Origin of the sequence: Actinoplanes sp. NPDC020271 (assembly GCF_044388125.1) — a bacterium.
GTDB lineage: Bacteria > Actinomycetota > Actinomycetes > Mycobacteriales > Micromonosporaceae > Actinoplanes.
Genome location: NZ_JBIRWQ010000016.1, coordinates 136,276 through 157,076 on the forward strand (window position 1 = coordinate 136,276; position 20,801 = coordinate 157,076).

A 20,801-nucleotide genomic window follows, 5' to 3' on the forward strand; every position below is an offset into this window, starting at 1 on the left:
GTGCTCGCCGACCTGATGCCGCGGCTCCGGGCCGTGCTGCGCGACCGCGTCGCCCAGCGGTGCGGGCACCCGGAGGACACGTTCGCGCCGTACCAGCACAAGTTCGGCCGGTGGCTGGACGCCGGCCCGGAGGCTCCGGAGGACGACGAGCTGACCGAGGTACGGGCCGCGGTCGCCGGCTACCTCGCGGTCGCCGCCCGGGAGGGCCGCCGGTGGGGCACGGCCACCGGGGTGGTGCTGGGTGGCCTCGGCGCGGTGCTCACGTTCCTGACCATCCGGGCGCTGTCGTGAGCGCCGGCGACGACGTGGCCGGCCGGTTCGGCACGCACTGCCCGGTCTGCGGCTCCGCGCTGGGCGACACCGAACCGCGGATCGACGACGCCACCGGCCGGTTCACGCAGTCGCCGTCGTTCCGCCTCGAAGTCGACGACTCCGGTGGGCCGGGGCCGGCCGGCTGGCGGGTCACCATGCTGGCCGGGAACTATCCGCCGGCCGAGTCGACCGACCCGCCGTTCAACCCGCACTCGGTCGACTACGTCTACCTGCTCTGCGGGGACGGGCACATCTTCCCCGACGCGACACCCGCGTTCCTCGGCGGGACGCAACGGCATCGGGACGTACGCCAGCGGGTCGACGACTTCAACGTGGTGGCAACCGTGGGGTCGCCGGCCGGCGGAAAGACGTACCTGCTGATCCGGACCCTGCATCAGAACCTGGACATGCGCGGCTCGTGGCATGCCGAGCGCGACCCGGCCCGGATCCGCGCGCGCGAACTGAGCCCGCTGGAGAAGCTGCCGACCCGGACCTGGACCGACCGGTACGACATGACGCGCAAGGACGGCACCGCGATCCACCCGAGCGGCACGGAGAGCGCCGCCTACCCGTTCGGAATCATGCAGCGGCGGTTCCCGCGGGCGCTCACCGCGATCCAGGCGATGGTCCGCAAGGTGGTGCTCGACGGCGGGCGGCGCGCCGACAACTGGGGCAAGGGCTTCCGGCAGCCCCTGGTCCTGCGCACCGACAGCGGCGGCCACCGCACCTGGACCGGGATCGCCGACCTGCCCGGCGAGCTGTTCACCGAGGACGGCGTCAACCGGCGTGAGCTGCGGATGCTGCGGTCCTTCGACGCGCTGGTGTGGGTGCTGGACCCGGCGGTGGCGTACAGCTCGCGCCGCTGGATGCGGCTGGTGGCCGACCCCGACCTGGACGAGTCGCTGCAGCTCGGCGGCAACCTGCGGCCGGGCACCGTGGACAAGGCCAGCGCCGACACGGTCCGGGTCAACCGGGAGGCGATCCAGAACCGGATCGGCGAGAAGATCACCGTGATCGACGGCCCGCTCGCCGACGCCGAGGGCCGCCCGCTGCAGATGCTGGTCACGATCAGCAAGTGCGACCTGATCCGGGAGGCGCTGCGCCGCGGTTGCGGGCTGACCGGGCTGGGCCCGTCCGGCGACGTGCTGGCCGGTGCGGCGACCTACCTGGGTTTCACCCTCAACCGCTGGGCGGCCGGGCGCGCCACCCCGGACGCCGGGGCCGGGCAGCTGCTCGGTTACCTGCTCGGCGCGCGGCACGCGCCGGAGGAAGGGCGCCGTCGCCGGGTCGAGCAGATCGCGGCCGGGCTGATCCGGCACTACTCGGACGACACCGAGTTCTGGAACCTGGTCCACGACGGCGCCGAGACCAAGGTGAACATCCCGGCCGGCAGCATCGCCGAGCACCCGCAGTCGCTGCGGATCCCGTCGCTCGACGAGCACCTCGACTCGGCCCGCCGGCCCGGCAGCGACGGGCACCTGCTGCTGCGGGACCTGGCGATGTCGACGGTCGGGTGCGGCCTCGCGTTCGCGCTCGGGCAGCGGGACGCGCTCAACAGCATGCACCAGGAGGCGTGGCTGACCATGCGGTACTTCCTCTGCTCGCCGCTGACCACGGTGCCGGTCGCCAAGAACGACGAACAGCTGCGGCCGCGCGACCCGGACGACTGTTTTCCGCCGATCAACGAACGGGCCGCCGGGCTGACCCAGTTGCTGCTGGCCATTCTGGAGAGGGCGCGCCGATGACCGTTTTTTCCGAGGGTCACGCCGGGGAGCGTTTTTCTGAGGGGACACGCCGGTGAACCCCCGGCTGATTCGTGTCGAGTGGGCCGACGTCAGCGGGACCGGCTTCAGCCCGCAGCACCGCGACGGCGAGGAGATCCCGCCCGAGTACTGGGCCGCCGCCGAGGCGCTGCTGCACGACGACCTGAGCCAGCCGCCGGAAGGGCTGCGGCGCACCGGGGAACATCCGGTCTGGACGCTGCGGAGGGTGGTCGTCGGCAACGCCCGGACCTGGTGTTTCGTGGTCCAGGGGCGGCGCGGGCCGTTCGGGGTGGCCGGCGCCTGCCGGTTCGGGTTCGCCCCGCCCGGGATGGACGCCTACGAGAGCTGGAAGTGCGGCGTCGAGCAGGTCGCCGAGCCGGCCGCACCGCCCGCGGAGGAACCGCCGACCGGGATCCTGAACGTGGTGCTCGGCGGGGTGCTGCTCGGGCAGCGGATCATCCCGATCGGCCGGCCGCCCGCCGACGCCGCCTGGGTGATCCGCCGCGCGCTGAGCATCGTCCCCGAGGCCGAGGCGCGGCGGTGGTCCTGGTCCACGTGCCTGCTCCAGCCACCGGGCGCGGGCAGCCCGCGGGTGGTCGCCGGACGCTGGCCGGCCGACTTCCACGAGTGGGAGCCGGACCTCGGGCGGGCCGTGCGGCAGACGTTCGCCGGTGGGGCGGTCACCGGGCGGCAGGTCGCCGAGTACCTCGCCGACCCGGCCGCGGAGAAGAGCTTCGAACAGCTCGTCGACCGGGCCGCTCAGGGCCGGCCGCACCCGGGACGGCGCCGCGGCGACCTGAGCCTGCTGGAACTGGTCCGCCAGGGCACCGGCTCGGCGCCGCCGGTGCGTCAGGAGGAGGCGCTGGACATGCTCGACACCCGGCACGGACGCGAGGAACTGGCCCGGAATCACCGCGACAAGGTGCGCCGGATCGGGCGGGACCAGCCGGCCCAGGCCCGGCGGATCCTGCTGACCATCCGGATCGAGCCGGTGCTGGAACATGAGCTGCTCGCCGGGCTGATCCAGGCCCAGGACCGGACCGAGGAGAACCCGCTCGGGCTGCCGACCGGCCGGGACCCCGGGGAGGCGGACTGGTTGCGGCGGCTGGCGGAACTGTTCCGGCAGGCGTACCGGCCGGAGGAGCGGGCCGGGCACGCGCTGCGGTGGTGGCAGACGCGGCGGCCGTGGAAGACGCCAATGGATCTCGTCGCGGCCCGGGACTGGCTGCTGGCGGCCGGGCTGCTCGTGCCGGACGCGCCGGAACTGTTCCCGATCCGGACCCAGGTGATCGTCGGGGAGCTGCGGCGGCATCACCGGGTGACGGCGGCGGCCCGGGAGGAGTTGCTGCACGTACGGCGTCCGGCCGAGCTGATGCGGGTGATCATGGAGGAGGTGCCGCCGCTGCCGGTGGAGACGAGCGAGGACCTGATCCGGACTCTGACCGGCACCGACCGCAAGGCCGCCGCCGAGTTGCGGATCCTGGTCAACCGGGCGTCGGAACCGCCCGTCACGGCCGACGCCGGCGGCTGGAGCCGGAAGAACACGCTCATGATCGCGGCGATCGCGGTGGTGACCCTGGCCGCGATGATCGTCATCCTGATCCTGGCGCCGGGCCGCACCGACGACGCCAAGCCGACGCCACCGCCGACCGCCGTCTCGCCCCGCTAGGCCGCGTTTCGTCGTTCGGCCGAGTGCGAGGCGCGGTCGAATGGCGAAACGCGGCCTAGCTGGACATCACACCTAGTCCTGGCGGAAACGCCAGCCCATGCTGTCGGTGTCGTCGGTGTCCGCGCCGCCGGCCGGGGCGGGGCCCGGCCCGCCCACCGTGGTCCGGCCGCCGAGTTCGTCGTCCGGCCAGTCGCTGTAGCCGGCCGTCGGCACCGGCCCGGGCCGCGACCGCCGCCGGGACGGTGCCGCGGCCGGTGGACCGCTGAGCCGCCGCAGTTCACCGGCGCGCCAGCGGCGCAGTTCCTTGTCGCGCAGCTCGGCGCCGATGGTCGCCTCCCGCTCGGAGCGTTCGGCGAACTCCTTCTCCCGGTGCTCCCGCTCGACCTGCAGCGTGCTCTTGGCGAGCTCCACGTCGGCCTTCTCGGCGGAGGCCAGGATCTGGTCGTAAGCGGTCGCCGGGCCCACGTTGAGCAGGAACTTCGTCAGCACCGGCAGGACCTCCACGGCGGTGATGAACAGCAGCAGCGTCAGGTAGGCGGTCTTCAGCGTCTCGTTGCGGCCGGTGATCTCGCTGAGCGCCTCGATCTGCGCCAGCAGCCCCCGGTCGTTGCGGCTGTCGACCAGGTAGCGGTCCTGCTCGGCGGCCCGGAGTTGTGTGAGCCGGGCCAGCTCGGCCTGCTTGGCGGGCAGGTCGCCGCGCGCGTCGGCCTGCTGCCCGGTGCTCGCTTTCTTCTGCCGGTCCAAGGCCGTGTTCTTGGCCGTGTCCAGTCTCGCTGCTGCGCCGTCACGCTGGATGCGCAGGTCCCGGGCGTACTGCAGCTTCTTCTGATAGGCCGGACCGCCGCCCTTGCGTTTCGACCCGCAACTGCCGTCGAACTCGCAGAGGGCGTCCGCCTCGGCCTGCGCCCACTTCCTGTCGATCTGATCGAAGTCGGCCTTCGCCTGGACGACCGCGGGGTCCTTACCGACCACGTCGTCGATCTCGGCGCCGGCCGCGACCCGCTGCAGCCGGACGACCTCGGCCGCCAGATCCGGGATCGGCGCGAACCGGGTGTCCGCGCTCAGCGCCGCCTCGAACCGGTTGCGGTCGGCCTGCTGGTCGACGGTGAGCTGGGCCTGGATCTCGCGCTGGAAGATCCACAGCACCAGCGGCGTGGAGACCACCGCGCCGATCACCAGGGCCAGCAGCAACCGAGGGAGCAGCGTGAACAGGTTCTGCCACCAGCGTTCCCGGCGCGACGCGGCGGCCACGAGCCAGCGGTCCAGGTTCGCGATCGCCAGGCCCCAGAGCAGCGCCACCGGGATCGCCGCCCAGAGCGGGGCCCGGGCCCCGTTGTGCAGCGCGAACGCCGACGAGATGGCGGCCATGCACGCGGTGGTCAGCACGACACCGCCGAGGCCGGAGAACTTGCGCCGCTCCCGCGGGCTGCGCTCCAGGGTGTCGACGTCGGCACCGGAGAGCCAGATCAGAAGACGCGCCACCCCACGAGCATCGGTGATACGCAGATCGCCGGAAATCCCCCGATGTGATGGCAGAGCGCTCAACAGGTGTCGTCGAGACCCTCCAGGACCTCGATCACGCTCGCGATGTGGTCCCGCATCGCCAGCTCGGCGGCCTTCGGGTCGCGCGACCGGACCGCCGCGATGACCGCCTCGTGCTGCGGCAGGGACTGCTGCGGTCGGCCCGGCACCAGGGCGAGCATGACCTGGTGGCGGGCCTGCTGGGCCTTGAGCGTGTCGATCAGCCGGTCGGCGGTGCCGTGCCCGGCGATCGTCCGGATCAGCGTGTGCAGCCGCCGGTTCAGGTCGCTGTAGCGGCGGTGCTCGCCGGTCTCCACCGCGCGCCGCATCAGCAGGCCGATCTCGTCCAGCTCGGCGGCCTGGGCGGTGGTGACCCGCTCGGCGGCGCGCGCGGCGACCAGGCCTTCCAGGACCATGCGGACCTGGGTGATCTCGATGGTCTCGGCGAGACTGATCTTGCGGACCACGGCGCCGCGGTTGCGCTGGATCTCCACCAGGCCCTCGGCCGCCAGGTCCTGCAGGGCGAGCCGGACGGTGAACCGGCCGGCGCCGAACCGCTCGATGAGCTGAGCCTCGACCAGCCGCTCGCCGGGCAGGTAGGCGCCGGTCAGGATCGCCTCGCGCAGGGCGTCGCGCGCGCTGGTCATCAGTCCCCCGTCTGGATGCGTACCGGACCGGTACGGTACCGCGCCCCGGCAACCGTAGCCTCTGACCCGAATTGTCAACAATCACCATGACGGCGAGCAGTGCGACGACACATGCTCGCCAGATGGGCAGAACCGATTGTTGACAATCATGCAAACGAAAGCACCATCCGGTGACGCGCAGCCCTGGGCCCCCCGGGAGAGTGCGACCCGGCGCCCTTCCTCAGTAGCCGGAGGAGGCGTCGATGCCGAAGATCCGGACGACGGTCGTCAGCACGAGCGCGATCACCATCCCGGCGCTGATCAGCGCCGCGACGACCAGGACGGCCGCGCCCATGGCCCGCCCGATGCCGCCGAGACCCTCGGCCAGGGACCGGCCCAGGCCGGGGTGCGACCAGACCATCGGCGGGTACGTCCGGCTCGCCGCGAACGCCGGCGGGGCCTGCGGGACGTTTCCCCGGGGCCGGGCGGAAGGGCTCTTCTCCAGCAACATGACGTCGCCTCCTTCGCAACCAACGTGCTCTACGAGCAGCATGCGCCGGCAGCGGCGGCAACATCAGGTGTCTTCGGCCATAATATTTCCGGCCACATCGCGCTATAGCTTGAGGAATGCCCCTCACGCGGGACGACCACCGAAAGCCCACGCGTGGACCTCGACCGCGGCGTAACGGTCAGCGGTGAGTACGCGTCGAGCCCGCGCCGGCGAGTCGGCGTGGACCAGGGCGGCGGTCCCGAGCCACTGCGACCCGTCGTCGGAGAGCAGCGGGCCCTGGGCGATCAGCCACTCCCCCGCGCCCGGTGCCAGGTCGGCCGCGGGACCTTCGCCCAGGCCGAGCACCAGGAAGTACGGCCCGCCCGCACGACCGGCGGGAAAGTCCCACATCGTCCGGCCCAGGCGGTTCTCCCAGCGGCGGATCAGCACGTCGCGGTAGGCGCCGGCTTGGTAGCCGGGTTCCTCGAAGGCGAAGGCACGGGCGGCCGCCGGGTCCGGCAGGTCGAGTATGTGCAGGCTGCCGGTGAGCGTCTCGCCGTCGAAGGTGGGGCCGCGGGCGATCATGCGATCGGCGAAGCGGTCCATGTAGGCCCAGTGCTGCTCGCGCAACGCGAGTCGCAGGTCGCCGGAGCCGGCGCGGTCACGGTGGTAACAGAGGAACTCCACGCGGCGGATCATATCGGGCTCCTTGGTACCCCCTAGGGGTATGTGTATGGTGAAGGTATGAGGACTTCGGTGCGGCTCATGACGTACGCGCTGGGATTGATCGTGGTTTTCGCCGGCGCGGCAGGGGCCGGGCGCGCCTTCGGGCCGGACGCGAAACCGGCTCCGGCCCCGGCGCACCCGGCCATGGACGAGCACTCCGGGCACGAGGCGAGCGCGGTGCCCGCCGAGGGGCTGCAGATCACCCGGGCCGGCTACACGCTGAGTCCGCTGACCACGCGGCTGACGGCCGGTTCGGCGCAGACGTTCGCGTTCCGGATCGTCGGGCCGGACGGGCGCGCGGTCACGCAGTTCACCGAGGAGCACGGGACCGAGCTGCACCTGATCGTGGTCCGTCGCGACATGGCCGGTTATCAGCATCTGCACCCGGTCCGCGCCGCCGACGGCACGTGGTCGGTCCCGCTGACGATCGCCGAGCCGGGGGCCTACCGGGCGTTCGCCGACTTCACGCCCCGCGCCCGGGCGGAGGAACTGGTGCTCGGCGCCGACCTCGACGCCCCCGGTGACTACCAGCCGCGGCTCCTGCCGCAACCGGCGTGGGCGACGACCGTCGACGGGTACACGGTGACCCGCGCCGGCGAGCCGCAGGCCGGCACCGACTCGTGGATGACCGTCTCGGTGAGCAGAAACGGTCAGCCGGTGACGCTGGAGCCCTATCTCGGGTCGTTCGGCCACCTGGTCGCGCTGCACCAGGGCGACCTCGCCTACCTGCACCTGCACCCGCAGGAGGGCGCGACCGCCGGGCCGGACGTGACGGTCGACGCGTCCGTGCCGGCCACCGGGGCGTACCGGCTCTTCCTGGAGTTCAAGCACGACGGCCGGGTGCATCTCGCCGAGTTCACCGCCACGACCGGCGCCGGCCACACCCACAACTGAGGATCAGCGATGATTGTCGAACTCGAAATCGGGGGCATGACCTGCGCGTCCTGCGCCTCACGGATCGAGAAGAAGCTGAACCGGATGGACGGGGTCAGCGCGTCGGTCAACTACGCCACGGAGAAAGCCACCATCAACGCTGTCGATGGGGTGAGCACCGCCGACCTGATCGCCACGGTGGAGAAGACCGGCTACACGGCGGCGGAGAAGAAGGCCGAAAAACCGCAGGAAGAGTCGGATCCGCTGCGCGATCGGCTGATCATCTCGGCCGTGCTCAGCGTCCCGGTGATCCTGCTGGCCATGGTCCCGGCCTGGCAGTTCGACCACTGGCAGTGGCTGTCGCTGACGCTGGCCGCGCCGGTCGTCGTCTACGGCGGCCGGCCGTTCCACCGCGCGGCCTGGGTCAACCTGCGGCACGGCGCGGCCACCATGGACACGCTGGTCTCGCTCGGCACGCTCGCCGCGTTCGGCTGGTCGCTGTGGGCGCTGTTCCTCGGCACGGCCGGCGAGCCCGGCATGACGCACCCGTTCCGGTTCGACATCGGACGCACCGACGGCGCCGGCCACATCTACCTCGAGGCGGCCGCCGGGGTCACCACGTTCCTGCTGGCCGGGCGCTACTTCGAGGCCCGGGCGAAACGGCGCGCCGGGTCGGCCCTGCGCGCGCTGCTGGAGATGGGCGCGAAAGACGTCGCCGTGCTGCGCGAGGCCCACGAGGTCCGCATCCCGATCGCGAACCTCGCCACCGGCGACCGGTTCGTGGTCCGCCCCGGCGAGAAGATCGCCACCGACGGCGTGGTCGAGGAGGGCACGTCCGCGGTCGACGCGTCGATGCTGACCGGCGAGAGCGTCCCGGTCGAGGTCGCGCCCGGCGTCACCGTCGTCGGTGGCACGGTCAACGCCGGTGGCCGCCTGATCGTCCGGGCCACCCGCGTCGGCGCGGACACCCAGCTCGCGCAGATGGCCCGCCTGGTCGAGCAGGCCCAGGCCGGCAAGGCCGGCGTCCAGCGGCTCGCCGACCGCATCTCCGGCGTCTTCGTCCCGGTCGTGATCGCGCTGGCGGTGGCCACGCTGGGCTGGTGGTCCGGCACCGGCGCGGGCTGGACGCCGGCGTTCACCGCCGCGGTCGCGGTGCTGATCATCGCCTGCCCGTGCGCGCTGGGCCTGGCCACGCCGACCGCGCTGCTGGTCGGCACCGGCCGGGGCGCCCAGCTCGGCATCCTGATCAAAGGTCCGGAGGCACTGGAGCAGACCCGCCGGGTCGACACGATCATCCTGGACAAGACCGGCACGGTCACCACCGGCCGGATGTCGCTGGCCGCCGTCCGTCCCGCCCCCGGCCAGGACCCCGACGAGCTGCTCCGGCTGGCCGCCGCCGTCGAGTCCGGCTCGGAACACCCGATCGCCACGGCGATCGCCACCACGGCCGCTGATTCGCTTCCGGTCCGCTCTTTCACCAGCATGGCGGGATTCGGCGTACGAGGTGAAGTCGCCGGGAAGGACGTCATCGTCGGCCGGGCCGCGCTGCTGGAACGGGAGGGCTGGACCGTCCCGCCCGAGGTGGCGTCCGCCGCCGCGGAGGAGGAGTCGGCCGGCCGGACAGCGGTCGTCGCCGGCTGGGACGGGGTGGCCCGGGGCGTGCTCGCGGTCGCCGACACGGTCAAGCCGACCAGCCGTGTCGCGGTAGCCGGCCTGCGCAAACTCGGATTGACTCCGATCCTGCTGACCGGGGACAACAATCGGGCGGCCCAGGCGGTCGCGGCCGAGGTCGGCATCGACGAGGTGATCGCCGAGGTGCTGCCGGCCGGCAAGGTGGCCGTCGTCGAACGTCTGCAGAAATCCGGCAGGGTCGTGGCGATGGCCGGCGACGGGGTGAACGACGCTGCCGCGCTCGCCCAGGCTGACCTGGGGCTGGCCATGGGGACCGGCACGGACGTGGCGATCGAGGCGTCCGACCTGACCCTGGTCCGGGGCGACCTGACCGTGGCGGTGGACGCGATCCGGCTGTCGCGCCGCACCCTGCGGATCATCAAGAGCAACCTGTTCTGGGCGTTCGCCTACAACGTGGCGGCGTTGCCGCTGGCGGCGGCGGGCCTGCTCAACCCGATGATCGCGGGGGGCGCGATGGCGTTCTCGTCGGTGTTCGTGGTCGCCAACAGCCTGCGGCTGCGCAACTTCACCTCCACCGCCGACCGCCTGATCCTGACCGCCGGCCCGACACACCCTTGATGCCCAGCCGCCGTGGGGTGAGGGGTGCTTGCACACCCCTCACCGGGTCAGTCCAGGACGGCGGTCACCGTTCCGGCGGCTACCGTGCGGTTGCCCTCGCGGACCGCGAAGCCCAGACCCACCTCCAGCGCCACCGGCTTGCCCAGGTGGACGGTGACGGCGTCGAGAGTGTCGCCGGGCATGACCAGGTCGCGGTCACCCAGGTCCATCCCACCGGACACGTCCGTCGTGTGGAAGTAGAACTGCGGACGGTAGTGCGTCTCGAAAGGCGTGTGCCGGCCCCCTTCGGCGGCCGTCAACGCGTACATCCGAGCCTGGAAAATCGTGTGCGGGCGAACCGATCCCGGCGCCGCGAGCACCTGGCCACGCTCGACCTGGTCACGCTTGATCCCGCGCAGGAGCACGGCCGCGTTGTCGCCGGCCTGCGCCGACTCCAGCACCTTGCCGAACGTCTCCAGCCCGGTCGCGACGCCGGCCAGCGTGGGACCGAGGCCGACGATCTCGACCGGCTCGCCGGCCCGCAGCTCGCCGCGCTCGACCTTGCCGGTGACGACCGTGCCCCGGCCGCTGATCGACAGGACGTTCTCGATCGGCATCAGGAACGGCTCCCCCAGCTCGCGCGGCGGGATCGGCACGTAGGCGTCGACCGCGTCGAGCAGCTCGACGACCGACGACACCCAGCGCGGGTCGCCCTCGAGGGCCTTGAGCGCGCTGACCCGGACCACCGGCACCTCGTCACCGGGGAAACCGTAGGCGGACAGCAGCTCACGGACCTCGAGCTCGACCAGGTCGAGCAGCTCCGGGTCGTCGACCATGTCGCTCTTGTTCAGAGCCACCACCAGGTACGGCACGCCGACCCGCTGTGCGAGCAGCACGTGCTCGCGGGTCTGCGGCATCGACCCGTCCTGCGCGGAGACGACCAGGATCGCGCCGTCCACCTGCGCCGCGCCGGTGATCATGTTCTTGACGTAGTCGGCGTGACCGGGCATGTCGACGTGGGCGTAGTGGCGGGTGGCGGTCTCGTACTCGACGTGCGCGATCGTGATGGTGATCCCGCGGGCGGCCTCCTCCGGCGCACGGTCGATCCCCTCGAACGCGACGTACCGGTTGGCGACCGGGTCGCGCTCGGCGAGAACCTTCGTGATCGCGGCGGTCAGCGTCGTCTTGCCGTGGTCGACGTGACCCATCGTGCCGATGTTGAGGTGGGGCTTCGTACGCACGAACTGGCTCTTGGCCATTGATCTTCATTCCTCACTGGATGCGAGGCAACGGGTGGTACGCGCGCCGATGCCAACCGGCACGCGCCAGAACCGCGCACGACGAGCCGACCCGTCCCCGGGTTCTGCTGCCGGTGGGGACGGGTCAGACTCGCGAATCGACGCCGGGAAACACGCACACGGGAGCCACCGTGAGGGGCAGCTGCAGACCGGGCGTGAACATGAACAGCACCGTAGCCTCCGCCACGGGACCGGGCGACCGAATTACCGGCACAGCGTCAGGGCTGATGCCTCTCGCCGACAGACGTGGGCCGGGCCCATTGCAGGACCAGACGCCACGCATTCGACGGGACGAACGCCCAGGCCCACAGCAGCGGCTCGACGATCAGGCGCACCAGGCGTGCCCGGTCGGTGTCGAGGCCGAAACCGTCGACGTGGTCGAGGTACTGGGCGATGTTGCCCGGGAAGACCGCGACGAGGAACGCCGTCATGACCAGCCCGGTCAGTGCCCGCCAGCGGCGCAGCACGACGACGGCACCGCCGATGAGGATCTCCAGCACTCCGGAGACCAGCACCACGACGTCGGGGTCGGCGGGAAACCACGACGGCACCTGCGCCTGGAACTCGGTCCGCGCGACGGTCAGGTGGGTGATGCCCGCGAGGAGCAGCATCAGCCCGGCGGACACCCGCAGGGCGGCCGCGAACCAGCGCTCGCGCCGCCCGGAGGCCGAGCGGGCAGCCTCGAGGAATTTGGTCACGTGTTCAAATTATCAGACGGTCGTCGACGGCTCCGCTCGGAGCGCGACCTAGACCTGGCTCTCGGTCCTTGCCCGGCCGCCCTCGATGCCGGCGGCGGCGAAAGCGGAGCGCGACCTAGACCTGGCTCTCGGTCCTCGCCCGGCCGCCCTCGATGCCGGCGGCGGCGAAAGCGGAGCGCGGCCTAGACCTGGCTCTCGGTCCTTGCCCGGCCGCCCTCGATGCCGGCGGCGGCGAAATCGGCCAGTCGCTCGACGAAACCCGGGTCGAGACCGGCGCCAGGAACTCCGCGCACCCCGCCGACCTGCTCAGGACTCACCAGCAGGGCGAGAACGGAGAAGACCGCGATGCCGACCCGGCCGACCACCTCGTGCCGATCACGGTCCGGCAGTACCCGGGCCGACACCGCGGCGAGCAGTTCGTCCAACTTCGGCCCACCGCTGACCGCCGCAACCCAGGAAGGATCCTCCGCCAACTGCAGCCGGGCGATGATGCGCATCCAACGCAGGCCACCCTCAGGGTCGGCCTGGATCAGGGCGACGGCCGGCATCAGCACCGCCTCGACCAGTTCCCGGGGCGTGACCTCACCATCCCGATCCAGCAGTGCGCGAAGCCGGCGGGACATGTCCTCGCCGACGAGAGCCATCCGGCGGTCGACAACCGCGGCGACCAGGGCAGGCTTGCCTGCGGGGAAGTGGTACGCGAGTGCCCCCGGCGCCACGCCCGCTTCACGGGCCACGGCTCGGGCGGACACCGGGTCCAGGCCCTGCTCCCCGAACATCCGCTCGGCCACCGCCACCAGCCGGGCGCGGACGTCCAGATCGGTACGCGGGCCGCGACGCCGACCGGGACCGGAGTCGGGGCCGGTCGTCACCCGGCCAGTCTACGCATCCGGGCGGCGGCCGGGCGGCCAGCAACGGGCGTCGTCGCCGACAGCAAACAGAGCGGCGCTCACTGTCGGCGGCAGTTGAGCGCGCCTCACCGATGAGCAGCTGGCCGACCGCCTGGACCTGGCTCGGGAGTACGAGCAGTCGCCCAACAGGTCGCCGGGCCGAAACGCCAAGGCTCGGCGCGATTGGCGACGCCGTAGAGAAGCGGTCGAGACGGAGATGCTGGCGCGCGGGCTGCTGTAACCCGCTGTCGGCGCACAGCGGCAGCCGTTGGCGCAGCAGCGCACGACCGTCGACAGAAGAGGGCGCCGGCCAAGGAAGGACATTTGGCCGAGGCGGCGTCGACAAGCTGCGTCCACGCTCGCGTCATAGCTCATCGGTGCGGCCGTATCGTGCCTGAGTGTCGTTCTGCTCGACCTTGCATCGCCACCTCAGCTGCGCTGGCTGACTCAAGGAGGCGTGGAGGATTTCCAGCCCTGGATGCGTTCATTGCGACTGCTACAGAGGGCAACTCGAAGACCCTCGCCGCTCTACGAACGGACCCGTGACTAGGCAACGCGGACGATACCGGGCCGCACTGACCTCGGAACGACAAAGAGGCCCGCCCCAGGCAGCAGGCCACGGCCCGTGACAGCAGCCCGTCCCAGTCCGGACAGCGGCGGAGAAGGACGCCAACGAGCATCACGACCGATGTGACTTCACCCCTTCAGTAGTAGGCCGGGACCGAAGAAGATGCTGTACTTCCTTGCTCGCTGACCAAGGACAGAAAATGCCTCCGTACGCCGCAACAGCACCGCAAACCGCCCGGACACCCGTGATTCCGAGGGGTGGCGCAGCCTGGGCCGTGCCCGGCTACGCCGGCATGGTCACCCTGCTGGTAGGTAGTTCGTTCGTGACCCCGCACTCGGTGGCGCCAGTGCTCTACCTCATCGCCATCGGCCTGACATTGCCGATCGGCGTGACGATCTACCCGGCCTTGATGCTCAGCGCCTTGGCAGTCGGTGTCCTGAGCGATCTCCTGGGTATGAGCCCGAGCGCAGCCGACATGCTCCAAGGGGCTGGAGTGCTGGCAGCCTTCGCCGTTGCAGCACTCCTCAACGGCGCCGTTGTCTCCTATGCCTGGCGCTCGATGCGCCGGAATATGAAGGGCCGCCGAGCCGGACCACCGTCTCATGCAGTACCAGTGCCAGCCCACACCCCGCCCGCACGGTCTGCGGCAGAAGAGGACGTCGGCCGCCTCCCCTGTCAGGTCGATGCGAAGTTCCAGTACGCGGGCAGGACGCCCTCACACAAGGCACAGGTGAAATCGCCTTCGCGAACGATATTGCGTTCACCGCAGGCCGGGCAGCGCCGGAAGACCAGCTTGGTGGTGAAGTCGCCTGGATGCCTGAGCCCAAGCCGATCGAGTGCTTCGCATACCGCCGGCCAGCATTCCGGGCCGGGGCAATAGCCGGTCGATTGGTTAGTCACCTCCACCACGCGATGAACGCCGGCTTCGAGGGTGAACGTCATTTCGCCTGCAGCGAGTACGTCCCGGCCCGATGCCAGGGCGACGTGCTCGCTACGACGTGGGGCAACTCGGAGCCCACCATCGAGCGTCACGACGAAGGTAAAGGGTTCGTCCAGCTCGGTTCGATCACGCCCAGCAAGCCAGCGGCCAAGAACAGCGCTGGAGCCAACGGTGACCGCCTCCGCAGACGGAAGGAGGTCTTGGAACTCCGCCGGACCGACATAGCGGTATCGACTCGGATGCCTCATCCGGCGACGGTAGCCAACCGCAACGAAGCTCGGCGACCCAGTTTGCGCACCTCGGATGCCGTCGAGTCGATACCCAACTGAACTGCCGTGGCGCGCGACTCGCGGCAGATGAGGACGCCAGCGCGGCATCGTGGATCATCAGGGGATGGGCATTCAGGTCGAGCTGCGCCTGGCCGGCGAGCGGATACAACGACTACCGGATCCGGCCGGCGGGTTCTTCGACGCCGCTGGCGACTTCGACCGGCTGGTGTTCCACGGGAATCCGGCACTCCGGCTCCTGGGTCGACTCGATCCCCATCGTGAGACCCGTTTCGGCGCCAGCCAGATGCAGCAGCTCGTCACCGATGTCGAGCTACTGCTCACCCTCGCGAAGGCGAGCACTGAGCATCGTGGGCTGATGCGGCTTCGATTGATGGCGGAGCACTGCGCGGAGCAGCACGGCGAATTGGTATTCATCGGCGATTGAGCAGGCCGAGCACGCGACTCGCGCATGAGATGACCGTGGTTGAACGACAGTTACTGCGGTAGGTTGCTTTGTCTCGGCAGGTTAGGCGGGTACCGGGTATTGAAGCGCGGTGAGTAGCTGACTGTGCAAGTTGGCGTTGGAGTACAGGCCACCACCTTGGTAGCTCGCACGCCCTCCGGTCTGGTCGGTGAATCGGCCGCCCGCTTGCTCGACGAGAAGGATCCATGGCGCGTGATCCCAGGTGTGGTAGCCCTCGGCCAGCAACCCGTCGATTTCGCCGCGAACCAGCTCAACCAGGGGAAGGGGACTTGCCGGCGCATGGTCGACGCCAGGTAAGAGGCGGGCTCTGGATGCGTTTCCCAAGGCGTTTAGCCGAGCATCAGCCAGGTTCGAAGTCGCGCTGACTGCAAGGCGCTTCGTCCCGGAATCCTCGCGTGGCCAGGAACACTCGAACGCCCCGCCACCTCGGGTCGCCCACCAGCATCGCCGTAGCGCAGGATCAGCGACGACAGCAATCTCAATGCTGCCGGCAATCTCCAGCGCGAGGTGTACACGCCAGTTCGGGTCACGTCGGGTGAAGAAAGACGTGCCATCTACCGGGTCGATAATCCAGACCCGCTCGGACTCACCGAGCCGACCGAATTCCTCGCCCAGTAACGCATCATCCGGCCTCGCAGCAGACAGCGCTTCGCGGAACAATTGCTCGACTGCCCGGTCGGCTTTGGTGACGGGTGTGCCGTCCGCCTTCAACGTCGCCGAAACGCAGGCCTCGAAGTATGTAAGCGCCAACTTGCTGCCCGATCCGACATGTCGAACGCAAGTTGTAAGTCATCAGCGCTATCCACGGCTGGACGCTATCAAGGTCGAACCACCGCGGATACAGCCGTGACCGAACGGCGACCGCCCTCTGGTCGACGCACTACTTTCGGCAGATCAGTGGGTGCGCCGGGATTTCTTGTCGGTGAGGTAGGACGTCGGGATTCGGGTGGTGGCCTCGTTGCGGAACGCTTCGATGCGGGTGATCACCTGGCGGCGGCCGATCGTGTTCTCGATCCGGTCCAGGTAGAGGCAGCGGGCCGCCAGCTTGTCCAGGTCGACCGTGAAGTACATGGCCATCAGCGGGTTCACGAACAGCTGGCTGCCGCTGGTGCGCCGGGTGAACTGGACGTCGCCGAACTTGCCGGCCAGGGCCGCGGCGATCTGGCCGTTGACGATGCTCGGCCGGTCCGGCGTGTTCTTCGCGGCGTGCGGCAGCCCTGGCCTGCTTGCTGACGCGCACCGCGGCGACCCCGGGGGCATGACGTGGCGCATGTTCCCGGGCTCGGCGAGGCGTGCGGACTCCCACCGGGCCCGGGGGACGAGCGCCTCGGCGATTTCCCGTGGGTCGGCGGGGCCCGGCCGGGACATCCGGCAATTCTGCCGGAGCCCGGGACCGGGGTCCCGAGCGAGGACGGGCCGCCACCGGTCCCGGGCGAGGGTGAGCTACGGCGGGAGCTGACGCCCGTACGCGCGAAGGGGTTTGACCTTGCGCGAGAAACCGGGATCAGCCGCCGATGGACTTGAGGACCGAGTCGGACATCTCGACCGTCTGGTTCTTGGCGGGCCGGGCGATGGCGACCTTCGACCCGATGTCGGTGTACGACGCCTCGACCTTGCCGGCGCCCTGCGCGACCGCGTTCATGTCCATGGTCATCTTCGTCAGGTAGCCGTCGGAGTCGACCTGCGCGGTGAACGGGACCTGCGTGCTCTTGCCCTGCATGGCCTTGACCATCTCGGCGGTCAGACTCGGCGACTTCGTGATGTCGAGCGTGCCGGTGAACGTGTTGCCGGACTTCTTCACGTCGGTGGTCTGCTCGAGCAGCTTCGCGGTGTTGCGCGGGTCGTTCTTCTCCAGGCTCAGCGCGCTGGTCTCGGGCATCTTGCTGGCGTCGATGTGCATCCACTTGCCGTTGCCGAAGCTCTTCGCGGCAGCGCCGCCGAACTTCATGTACATGTCGGTGCCGACCTCGCGGATGCTGACGTCGCCGAGACCCGCCATGGTCATCGTGATGTCGAGCGCCTTGTTCGGGGTGTCGAACGCGCCCTCGCCGGTCATCCCGCCGGCCATCGTCATGTGGATCTTGCCGGACGACTCGGTGACCTTGAGCGCCGCCGCGCCCAGTTCCTTCGCCGCGGCACTCGCCGACGCGGTGGCCGACTCGGCGACGGGGGCCGCACCGGTCGAACTCGCGGCCGGCGTCTCCTTGTCGGTGCAGGCGCTGAGGCCGGCGAGCGCCACCAGGGCCGCACCCGTGACGGCCAGACGTCCCATCTTCATCGTTGCGACTCCGTCCCTAGGCATCGGCCGCTCACCATAGACCGTGCCATCAAACGAGTCGCCCACGGGCGGACCGGCCCGTAGGGTGCGGGCATGGCACGCGCGGAGGTCTACGTCAGCACGGACGTCGAGACGGACGGGCCGATCCCCGGGCCGCACTCGATGCTGAGTCTCGGCTCGGCGGCATACGTCGAGGACGGCACGCTGATCGACACGTTCAGTGTCAACCTCGAGACGCTCCCCGACGCGTCCGGGCATCCCGCGACCATGAAGTGGTGGGCCACCCAGCCGGCCGCGTGGGAGGCGTGCCGGAAAGATCCGGAACACCCCACCCCGGCGATGCATCGATACCGCAAATGGCTCGAAACGCTTCCGGGCCGGCCGGTGTTCGTCGGATATCCGGCAGGGTTCGATTTCACGTTCGTGTACTGGTACCTGATCCGGTTCACCGAGGCCAGCCCGTTCTCGCACTCGGCGCTCGACATCAAGACGTACGCGATGGCGGTCCTCGGCACCGACTTCCGCAGCACGGTGAAACGCAGCATGCCCCGCCGCTGGTTCGGCGACTTCCCGCACAGCCACGTCGCCCTCGACGACGCGATCGAGCAAGGCGCCCTGTTCTGCGCGATGCTCGCCGAGCGCCGCCAACGCTAGATCAAGGCCCTTTCCCCGTACGGGCATCATGGTCGGCGTGACAGACCCGTTCGCGCTCGCCGTGCCGCCCCTGTTCGCCGCCCTCTCCGCCGCTCGCCGAGTCCTGATCGCCGGGGCCGGCGGCGGCTTCGACATCTACGCCGGCCTCCCCCTGGCCCTGGCGCTGCGTGCCGCCGGAACGGAGGTGCACCTGGCGAACCTGTCCTTCTCCGAGCTGGAACTCCTCGACCGCGAATCCTGGATCAGCGACCACGTGGTCGAGGTGACCCCGTCGTCGACCAGCCCGGACTGGTACTTCCCGGAGGGCACCCTGTCCCGCTGGCTGGCCGCGAACGACATGCCGTCGACCGTCTACGCCTTCCCGCCGCTGGGCGTGCAGACGTTGCGGGAGGCCTACCGATTCCTGATCGCGCGGCTCGACGTGGACGCGATCGTGCTGGTCGACGGCGGCACCGACATCCTCTGCCGCGGCGACGAGAACGGCGTCGGCACCCCCGTGGAGGACATCACCAGCCTCGGCGCGGTCACCGCCCTGGACGTGCCGGTGAAACTGGTGACCTGCCTCGGCTTCGGCATCGACGCCTACCACGACGTGAACCATGTGCAGGTGCTGGAGAACCTGGCCGCGCTGGACCGGGAAGGCGGCTATCTGGGTGCGCTGTCGATCCCCGGCGCGAGCCCGGAGGCGATCCTGTACCGGGACGCGGTCGCGCACGCCGCGACGAACACGCCGGACCGGCCGAGCATCGTCAACGGCCAGATCGCCGCGGCCCTGGCCGGCGAGTTCGGCGACGTCCAGTTCACCCGGCGCACCAGCGGCAGCCAGCTGTTCGTGAACCCGCTGATGGCCATGTACTTCACGGTCGACCTGGACAAGCTGGCGGCCCGCTGCCTCTACCTGGACCGGATCGAGAACACGATCGGCCGCCGCCAGGTGATCACCCGCATCGAAGCGTTCCGCAACGAGGTCACCACCCGCGTCCCCAAGGCCTACCCGCACTGATCACGTCCGCGGCCGGTCAGGGGGCACTGGCCGGGTCCGACGCGGCGGAGGTGCGTTCGCGCTCCTGGCGGGCGCTGTCCCGCATCGCCGCCGACGCCTGGTCGAGCGTGCGTTTGAGCAGCTTGGCGACGGGTTTCTCGACCAGGCGATGCAACAACCAGGCCGACACCAGCAGGATCCCGATCGTCAGCGACAGGACCAGCCACGGGTCGAGCCGGCCGTTCAGGCCGTGGATCAGCGACCAGCCGATGCTCTGGTGCAGCAGGTAGTACGGGTAGGTCAGCGCACCGGCATAGGTCAGCCAGCGCCACTGGATCCGGGCCGTCCAGCCGAGCGCGATGATGCCCAGGACGACGAAGAACAGCGTCATCACGAGCATGCCGACCTTCGGGTCGAGGTCGACCCGGCCGACCTTGGCGGCGGCGATCACCCGCCTGTCCACGTTGTGCATGGCCATCATCCAGGAAAGCGCGATCGCACCCCAGATCTGCAGGTTCGAGCCGAACTTGTGGATCAGGAAGAACGCGATGCCGGCCACGAACAGCGGAGCGTACTGCGACTGGAAGACCAGCTCGAGCACGGGCAGTTTGCCGGCCGCGGCCACCGCCCCGGCGATGAGCCAGCCGTAACAGAACAGCAGCGTGCGGTGCAGGGTCAGCCCGCGCCACAGCATCACGACGCCGAACAGGACGTAGAACCGCAGCTCGCACCAGAGCGTCCAGTACGCCGAGTCCACGCTCTTGACCCCGAACGCTTTGTTCATCATCGAGAGGTTGAGGATGATCTCGTCGGTCGGCAACCGGTGCGAGGCGACCGGCCACAGCGTCACTACCGCGGTGGTGATCAGCACCGCCGGCCAGTAAGCCGGGAACAGCCGGACCACGCGGGACCGGAAGAACTGCCCGGGGGTACGCCCCCAGCAGCTCATGCAGATCACGAAGCCGCTGATCATGAAGAACAGCTCGACGCCCAGCCAGCCGAACGAGGCGTACGAGAACAGGTGCGGGAAGAGATTCCGGGGATCGGTCTCCCACGCCTGTCCCGACGGCAGATCCCCCGCAAGGTGGAAGAGCGAGACCGAAAGGGCGGCCACCAGCCGGAGGCCGTCCATCACCGCGATACGGCTGTTCGGGCGCCGTGGGGAAGCCGGCGCCGGGGGGACGTCTTCCGGCGAGCGCCGCGGCTCCAGCGTCGTTGTCATGGCGCGGGACAATACCTACTGCACAGTCCCGGCACAGCCGGGGGCTTGCGGGGTGTGGCGGGCGGGTATGTCTGGGGCTCACGACCTGAGGAGGCACCACGATGGCGACTCTTGCCCAGCGCGTCCGTACGTTCCTGCAGAGCCCGCAGGGCCGGCAGCTGGTCGATCAGGGGCGCCGCCAGCTGGCCAAGCCGGAGAACCAGCGCCGGCTGCGCGGGCTGTTCCAGCGGCTGCAGAACCGGCGGCGTCCCTGACCGATGGCGCCGCCGGGCCCCTGATCACGACCCCGGCCGCCGGCCCGCCGGTGGG

Annotated in this window: 21 protein-coding genes; 9 read left to right on the plus strand and 12 right to left on the minus strand. The window is 70.3% G+C overall.

The window, feature by feature from the left end; all coding sequences use genetic code 11:
* From ACH442_RS30365 to ACH442_RS30375, 3 genes are read left to right on the plus strand one after another with little or no spacing between them, the layout of a single operon-like run.
* A complete protein-coding gene (locus tag ACH442_RS30365; protein WP_396341539.1) occupies positions 1–291 on the plus strand; it encodes a hypothetical protein in 291 nt (96 codons plus the stop codon).
* Positions 288–2,057 carry a hypothetical protein gene (locus ACH442_RS30370; protein ID WP_396341540.1) on the plus strand — a complete coding sequence of 590 codons (1,770 nt, stop codon included), beginning with the start codon at positions 288–290 and terminating at the stop codon, positions 2,055–2,057. The genes ACH442_RS30365 and ACH442_RS30370 overlap by 4 nt, the downstream gene beginning before the upstream one ends.
* Before the next feature lie 52 nt (positions 2,058–2,109).
* Positions 2,110–3,744: a hypothetical protein gene (locus tag ACH442_RS30375; protein WP_396341541.1), complete on the plus strand. Its 1,635-nt coding sequence runs from the start codon at positions 2,110–2,112 to the stop codon at positions 3,742–3,744.
* Between the two features lie 72 nt (positions 3,745–3,816).
* On the opposite strand, the gene ACH442_RS30380 is transcribed toward ACH442_RS30375, so the two are convergent.
* The 4 genes from ACH442_RS30380 to ACH442_RS30395 all read right to left on the minus strand — a co-directional run bounded on the left by ACH442_RS30380 (position 3,817) and on the right by ACH442_RS30395 (position 7,080).
* Positions 3,817–5,226 carry a DUF4407 domain-containing protein gene (locus ACH442_RS30380; RefSeq protein WP_396341542.1) on the minus strand — a complete coding sequence of 470 codons (1,410 nt, stop codon included), beginning with the start codon at positions 5,224–5,226 and terminating at the stop codon, positions 3,817–3,819.
* 59 nt (positions 5,227–5,285) lie between these two features.
* Positions 5,286–5,912 carry a GntR family transcriptional regulator gene (locus ACH442_RS30385; RefSeq protein WP_396341543.1) on the minus strand — a complete coding sequence of 209 codons (627 nt, stop codon included), beginning with the start codon at positions 5,910–5,912 and terminating at the stop codon, positions 5,286–5,288.
* Between the two features lie 220 nt (positions 5,913–6,132).
* Positions 6,133–6,402, minus strand: coding sequence for a hypothetical protein (locus tag ACH442_RS30390; protein WP_396341544.1), 270 nt, complete (start codon positions 6,400–6,402; stop codon positions 6,133–6,135).
* Positions 6,403–6,525: 123 nt separating this feature from the next.
* Positions 6,526–7,080 (minus strand): YciI family protein, encoded by a 555-nt coding sequence (locus ACH442_RS30395; protein ID WP_396341545.1) that lies wholly within the window; start codon positions 7,078–7,080, stop codon positions 6,526–6,528.
* Between the two features lie 45 nt (positions 7,081–7,125).
* On the opposite strand from ACH442_RS30395, the gene ACH442_RS30400 reads away from it, so the two are divergent.
* Positions 7,126–8,001: a hypothetical protein gene (locus ACH442_RS30400; RefSeq protein ID WP_396341546.1), complete on the plus strand. Its 876-nt coding sequence runs from the start codon at positions 7,126–7,128 to the stop codon at positions 7,999–8,001.
* A gap of 9 nt (positions 8,002–8,010) precedes the next feature.
* Positions 8,011–10,230: a heavy metal translocating P-type ATPase gene (locus tag ACH442_RS30405; protein WP_396341547.1), complete on the plus strand. Its 2,220-nt coding sequence runs from the start codon at positions 8,011–8,013 to the stop codon at positions 10,228–10,230.
* A gap of 47 nt (positions 10,231–10,277) precedes the next feature.
* On the opposite strand, the gene tuf is transcribed toward ACH442_RS30405, so the two are convergent.
* The 4 genes from tuf to ACH442_RS30425 all read right to left on the minus strand — a co-directional run bounded on the left by tuf (position 10,278) and on the right by ACH442_RS30425 (position 14,851).
* Positions 10,278–11,468, minus strand: coding sequence for an elongation factor Tu (tuf, locus tag ACH442_RS30410; RefSeq protein ID WP_396341548.1), 1,191 nt, complete (start codon positions 11,466–11,468; stop codon positions 10,278–10,280).
* 257 nt (positions 11,469–11,725) lie between these two features.
* Positions 11,726–12,205, minus strand: a complete 480-nt coding sequence (locus ACH442_RS30415; RefSeq protein ID WP_396341549.1) for a MauE/DoxX family redox-associated membrane protein — start codon at positions 12,203–12,205, stop codon at positions 11,726–11,728.
* A gap of 182 nt (positions 12,206–12,387) precedes the next feature.
* Positions 12,388–13,077: a TetR/AcrR family transcriptional regulator gene (locus ACH442_RS30420; protein WP_396341550.1), complete on the minus strand. Its 690-nt coding sequence runs from the start codon at positions 13,075–13,077 to the stop codon at positions 12,388–12,390.
* A 1,261-nt stretch (positions 13,078–14,338) separates the two neighbouring features.
* Complete coding sequence (locus tag ACH442_RS30425) at positions 14,339–14,851, minus strand: hypothetical protein (protein ID WP_396341551.1); 513 nt, start codon at positions 14,849–14,851, stop codon at positions 14,339–14,341.
* Positions 14,852–14,996: 145 nt separating this feature from the next.
* On the opposite strand from ACH442_RS30425, the gene ACH442_RS30430 reads away from it, so the two are divergent.
* Positions 14,997–15,317 carry a hypothetical protein gene (locus ACH442_RS30430; RefSeq protein WP_396341552.1) on the plus strand — a complete coding sequence of 107 codons (321 nt, stop codon included), beginning with the start codon at positions 14,997–14,999 and terminating at the stop codon, positions 15,315–15,317.
* A gap of 81 nt (positions 15,318–15,398) precedes the next feature.
* On the opposite strand, the gene ACH442_RS30435 is transcribed toward ACH442_RS30430, so the two are convergent.
* The 3 genes from ACH442_RS30435 to ACH442_RS30445 form a co-directional block, all read right to left on the minus strand.
* Positions 15,399–16,106 carry an inositol monophosphatase family protein gene (locus ACH442_RS30435; RefSeq protein ID WP_396341553.1) on the minus strand — a complete coding sequence of 236 codons (708 nt, stop codon included), beginning with the start codon at positions 16,104–16,106 and terminating at the stop codon, positions 15,399–15,401.
* A gap of 144 nt (positions 16,107–16,250) precedes the next feature.
* A complete protein-coding gene (locus ACH442_RS30440) occupies positions 16,251–16,724 on the minus strand; it encodes a hypothetical protein (protein ID WP_396341554.1) in 474 nt (157 codons plus the stop codon).
* A gap of 136 nt (positions 16,725–16,860) precedes the next feature.
* Positions 16,861–17,634 (minus strand): hypothetical protein, encoded by a 774-nt coding sequence (locus ACH442_RS30445; protein ID WP_396341556.1) that lies wholly within the window; start codon positions 17,632–17,634, stop codon positions 16,861–16,863.
* 93 nt (positions 17,635–17,727) lie between these two features.
* Between ACH442_RS30445 and ACH442_RS30450 the strand changes: the two genes are divergently transcribed.
* A complete protein-coding gene (locus ACH442_RS30450; protein ID WP_396341558.1) occupies positions 17,728–18,288 on the plus strand; it encodes a 3'-5' exoribonuclease domain-containing protein in 561 nt (186 codons plus the stop codon).
* Between the two features lie 37 nt (positions 18,289–18,325).
* On the plus strand, positions 18,326–19,291 hold the full coding sequence (locus ACH442_RS30455; RefSeq protein WP_396341559.1) for a DUF1152 domain-containing protein: 966 nt from the start codon (positions 18,326–18,328) through the stop codon (positions 19,289–19,291).
* A 16-nt stretch (positions 19,292–19,307) separates the two neighbouring features.
* On the opposite strand, the gene ACH442_RS30460 is transcribed toward ACH442_RS30455, so the two are convergent.
* On the minus strand, positions 19,308–20,492 hold the full coding sequence (locus tag ACH442_RS30460) for an acyltransferase family protein (RefSeq protein ID WP_396341560.1): 1,185 nt from the start codon (positions 20,490–20,492) through the stop codon (positions 19,308–19,310).
* A gap of 101 nt (positions 20,493–20,593) precedes the next feature.
* On the opposite strand from ACH442_RS30460, the gene ACH442_RS30465 reads away from it, so the two are divergent.
* Entirely contained in the window at positions 20,594–20,746 is a 153-nt protein-coding gene (locus ACH442_RS30465) for a hypothetical protein (RefSeq protein ID WP_396341561.1), read from the plus strand.
* Positions 20,747–20,801 lie beyond the last annotated feature (55 nt).